The following is a 4,078-nucleotide window of genomic DNA, read 5'->3' on the forward strand; positions in this document are numbered from 1 at the left end:
CAATCCCGGGCTTGCGCGGGCCTGGACGGAGCAGGGCGCGTTGGCGCGCCGGCAGGCCGTGCGCAAGGACCTGGCCGCGCTGGCAGCCGGCCGCACCGAGCCGATGGACGTCGCGCGCCGCTGGCTGGATGCCGAACCGGAGCAATCGCTCTGGTTCGCCTCGCAGGCTGCCGTCGACGAGGCGCGTGCCCGTGCGGTCGGCACATCCGCGCCGCTGGGCAGCCATCTCGACGCCGAAGCACTCGCCGACTGGTTCGGTGCCGCCAACCGCGCGCGCGACGCGTTGCGCGGCCCCCTGCGCGGCGACCTGCTGCTGCTCGAGCTGCTGGCGCTCTGGCGCTGATCCCATGGCACATGCGGCCCGCAGGGTTCCCGCTCGACGCTACACGCTGCGCGAACGCGGCACGCTGCAAGCTGCCGCGCATCGACGCCCGCGCCCAGCGCGCCGGCGTTCTCCCTATCCTGGCGCGGGAGGCGCCACGACATGCCGTTGAGCCCGGAGCTGTTCAGCCCCGACGTGCGGACCCGCCTGCTGGTGGTGGCCCCGCATCCCGACGACGAAACCATCGGCACCGGCGAACTGCTGCAGCTCGTGCTCGCGGCGGGCGGCGGGGTGCGCGTGCTGCTGCTGACCGACGGCGACGACAACCCGTGGCCGCAGCGCTGGCTGGAGCATCGCCTGCTCGTCGGCGACGAGGATCGCGCGCGCTGGGGCAGGCGCCGGCGCGGCGAGGTGGCCCAGGCGCTGCAGCGGCTCGACGTCCCCTTCGATGCGCTGCACGCGATGGGCTGGCCGGACATGGGCCTGACCGCGCTGTTGCGCGATGGGGCCCCGCTCGCGCGTGCGCGCCTGGTGGAGGAGCTGGTTGCCTTCCGGCCCAACGTGGTGGCCTTGCCGGCGCTGGGCGATCGCCATCCGGACCACGGCAGTGCGCATGTGCTCGTGCGGCTGGCGCTGGCCGAGGGAGGCATCGAGCCGCCGCTGCTGCTCGGCTATCTCGTCCACGGCCGCGAAGGTCCGGCAGGCGTCGTCGCGCTGCCGGCGGATGCCGGGCGCCATGCGGCCAAGCTGGATGCGCTGTCGGCGCACGGCAGCCAGATGGCGCTGAGCGCGGGCCGCATGCGGCGGCTCACCGACCGCCCGGAGCGCTACGACCGTGTCGCCAGGCCTCCCAGCGACCGCCAGGCCGGCGCGCTGCCATGGCAACCCAGGGCCTGGCGCTCGCGCCTGCGCCTGACCGTCGCCAGCCCCGATGGGGTGTACCACTGGCGCTGGAACCAGGCGCCGTTGCAACGCGACGGGCAGGGGCGCTACCGCCTGGCCGACGTACCCACCGCACCCTGCTTCGCGCGACTGGACATGGACGTGCCCTCGCCATGGATCTTCGACCGCTGGGGATGGTGCGAGCTGTAGCTCCCGGCACGGGCGCGCCGCGAACCGCCGTCCGCTTTGCGCCTGTCCCGTGCGCTCGCTACGATGCCCAGGCCGGTTCTAAGCCGGACGTTCCGGAGCCCGTGCATGACCCCCATCGCCGCCCGCCAAGGCATCATTTCGCTGAAGATCAAGGACGCCGCGTCGCTCTACAACGCGTACATGCCGTTCCTGAAGAACGGCGGCCTGTTCGCGCCGACGGCGCAGCGCTATGCACTGGGCGACGAGGTGGTGCTGCTGATCACGCTGATGGACGAGACCGAGCGCCTGTCCGTGGTGGGCAAGGTCGCCTGGATCAGCCCGCTCGGCGCGCAGGGCAACCGCACGGCCGGCATCGGCGTGCACTTCAACGAATCGGGCGATGCCGAGGCGGCGCGCCAGCGCATCGAGAACATCCTTGCCGGCGTGCTCGGCTCGGAGCGTCCCACGCACACCATGTAGCGGCCCGGCCAGCCGTCGCTGGCAGCCGACACCGGCAAGGCGCCCGTATTCATCGCCCCCGCAGGGCACGCAACCGGGAATGCCTGTCATGTTCGCAACCCTTGGCGTTGTCCCCGCGCCCGCTGATACAATGCGGCGGTTACACGAACGGATTTCGTGGAAATCGGACGCTCGCGGCCCCCACGCGTGCGATCGTGGCCGGACAGCCCTTGCCGCGCGCGGCCTGCCGAACTGAACCAGCCGGACCGTTACCCGCGGTCACTGATGCGCCTCGAGGGCGCGGAGGTACGTTGCATCGTGCTCGCTCAATACTGGCCCATCCTGCTGTTCATCGGCGTTGCCGCCGGCCTGGGCGTGGTGCTGCTGGCCATCGGCATGCTCGCCGGCCCGCGGCGCCCCGAGGCGGTCAAGCTCGCCGCCTATGAATGCGGCTTCGAGGCGTTCGAGGATGCGCGCATGCGCTTCGACGTGCGCTACTACCTGCTGGCGATCCTGTTCATCATCTTCGATCTGGAAATCGCCTTCCTGTTCCCCTGGGCGGTGGTGTTCCAGCACATCGGCATCGTGGCGCTGATCGAGATGGCGCTGTTCCTGCTGCTGCTGGTGGTCGGTTTCGCCTACGTGTGGAAGAAGGGAGCGCTGGAATGGGAGTGATGTCTTCCATCGACCGGGTGATGCACAACCCGGAGCCGTTGAACCTGGTCGACGACATCCTGCGCCCGGCCGAGGACAACCCCATCGTCCAGCGCGGCTTCGCCACCACCTCCATCGACGCGCTGATGAACTGGGCGCGCACCGGTTCGATGTGGCCGATGACCTTCGGCCTGGCCTGCTGCGCGGTGGAGATGATGCACGCCGGCGCCGCGCGCCTGGACCTGGACCGCTACGGCGTGATCTTCCGCCCGAGCCCGCGCCAGTCCGACGTGATGATCGTGGCCGGCACCCTGGTCAACAAGATGGCGCCCGCACTGCGCCGCGTGTACGACCAGATGCCCGATCCGAAGTGGGTGATCTCGATGGGCAGCTGCGCCAATGGCGGCGGCTACTACCACTATTCCTATTCGGTGGTACGCGGATGCGACCGCATCGTGCCGGTGGACATCTACGTGCCCGGCTGCCCGCCGACGGCCGAGGCGCTGATCCACGGCATCCTGCAGCTGCAGAAGAAGATCCGCCGCACCAGCACCATCGCCCGCGGCTAAGGTTGAGAGCCTGCTCATGATCTCCAAGCACCTCGCGTTGCCATCGAGTGCCCGTCAGGTGGTAGGGCGTGGCGTGGGCCTGCCTGGCTGGCAGGTCAAGCCGCGCGCTGCAGCATGGCGGGCACTCGATGGCAACCCTGCCGGGCCGGGTCTGTTTGCCCGCATTCCTGCGTCATCACGCAGTCGTGGACGGACGTCCACTCCATCGTTCTTCCTTGACCTGCGCGCAAACAGCTCCCGGCGCGAGGTGCTTGGAGATCACGAGCAGGCTCTAAAGCCATGACCGATACGCAAAACACCTCGCTGGCCGCCCGTCTCGCGGCGCGGTTCGGCGACACCCTCTCGCTGTCCACCAGCCGCAACGGCGAGACCACCGCCGAGCTCACCCCGGGCGACCTGCTGAGCGTCGCCGCTGCGCTGCGCGACGAGCCGGAATTCCGCTTCGAGCAACTGATCGACGTCTGCGGCGTCGACTACCTGGGCTATGGCCAGGTCGAATGGGACACCGAGACGATCAGTGGCACCGGCTTCTCGCGCGGCGTCGAGGGCCAGGCGATAGGACGCTTCAACTGGGACGAGCGGCCGCGCGACACGGGCATGCCCCGGCGCTTCGCCGCCGTGATCCAGTTGCTTTCGGTCGCCCACAACCGCCGCCTGCGCCTGCGCGTGTTCTGCGAGGACGACGCGTTGCCGGTGGTGCCTTCACTGACCGGCATCTGGCCGGTCGCCAATTGGTTCGAGCGCGAGGCGTTCGACCTGTTCGGCATCCTGTTCGAGGGCCACCCGGACCTGCGCCGCATCCTCACCGACTACGGCTTCGTCGGCCATCCGTTCCGCAAGGACTTCCCGCTGATCGGCAACGTCGAGGTGCGCTACGACGCCGAGCAGCAGCGCGTGGTCTACCAGCCGGTGACCATCGAGCCGCGCGTGCTGGTGCCGCGCGTAATTCGCGATGACGCCGACCTCATCCAGGCCAAGGCCGAAGCCGCCGACAACTGGCGCC

At 69.9% G+C, this 4,078-nt stretch carries 5 protein-coding genes and 1 pseudogene; all 6 read left to right on the forward strand.

All coding sequences use genetic code 11. The features are described 5' to 3' along the window. Nucleotides 1-343, forward strand: a pseudogene (locus tag HOQ08_RS09370) (DNA polymerase III subunit delta'); the annotation flags it as partial. Nucleotides 344-484: 141 nt separating this feature from the next. Then, nucleotides 485-1,414 carry a PIG-L family deacetylase gene (locus HOQ08_RS09375; RefSeq protein WP_291193606.1) on the forward strand — a complete coding sequence of 310 codons (930 nt, stop codon included), beginning with the start codon at nt 485-487 and terminating at the stop codon, nt 1,412-1,414. A gap of 105 nt (nt 1,415-1,519) precedes the next feature. Continuing rightward, on the forward strand, nt 1,520-1,873 hold the full coding sequence (locus HOQ08_RS09380; RefSeq protein WP_291193608.1) for a PilZ domain-containing protein: 354 nt from the start codon (nt 1,520-1,522) through the stop codon (nt 1,871-1,873). A gap of 264 nt (nt 1,874-2,137) precedes the next feature. Next, on the forward strand, nt 2,138-2,527 hold the full coding sequence (locus HOQ08_RS09385; protein ID WP_291193610.1) for an NADH-quinone oxidoreductase subunit A: 390 nt from the start codon (nt 2,138-2,140) through the stop codon (nt 2,525-2,527). Then, nucleotides 2,518-3,075 (forward strand): NADH-quinone oxidoreductase subunit B, encoded by a 558-nt coding sequence (locus HOQ08_RS09390; RefSeq protein ID WP_291193612.1) that lies wholly within the window; start codon nt 2,518-2,520, stop codon nt 3,073-3,075. Before HOQ08_RS09385 ends, HOQ08_RS09390 begins: the two co-directional genes overlap by 10 nt. Nucleotides 3,076-3,354: 279 nt before the next feature. Then, on the forward strand, nt 3,355-4,078 hold a 724-nt coding region (locus HOQ08_RS09395; protein ID WP_291193614.1), incomplete at its 3' end, for an NADH-quinone oxidoreductase subunit C.

Source organism: Frateuria sp. (assembly GCF_013362045.1).
In the GTDB taxonomy this organism is placed as follows: domain Bacteria; phylum Pseudomonadota; class Gammaproteobacteria; order Xanthomonadales; family Rhodanobacteraceae; genus Frateuria_A.

Excerpts from the sequence above, each read along its gene's own strand:
- HOQ08_RS09375 (WP_291193606.1), top strand. The coding sequence starts at position 485 with ATGCCGTTGAGCCCGGAGCTGTTCAGCCCCGACGTGCGGACCCGCCTG.
- HOQ08_RS09380 (WP_291193608.1), top strand. The coding sequence starts at position 1,520 with ATGACCCCCATCGCCGCCCGCCAAGGCATCATTTCGCTGAAGATCAAG.
- HOQ08_RS09385 (WP_291193610.1), top strand. The coding sequence starts at position 2,138 with ATGCGCCTCGAGGGCGCGGAGGTACGTTGCATCGTGCTCGCTCAATAC.
- HOQ08_RS09390 (WP_291193612.1), top strand. The coding sequence starts at position 2,518 with ATGGGAGTGATGTCTTCCATCGACCGGGTGATGCACAACCCGGAGCCG.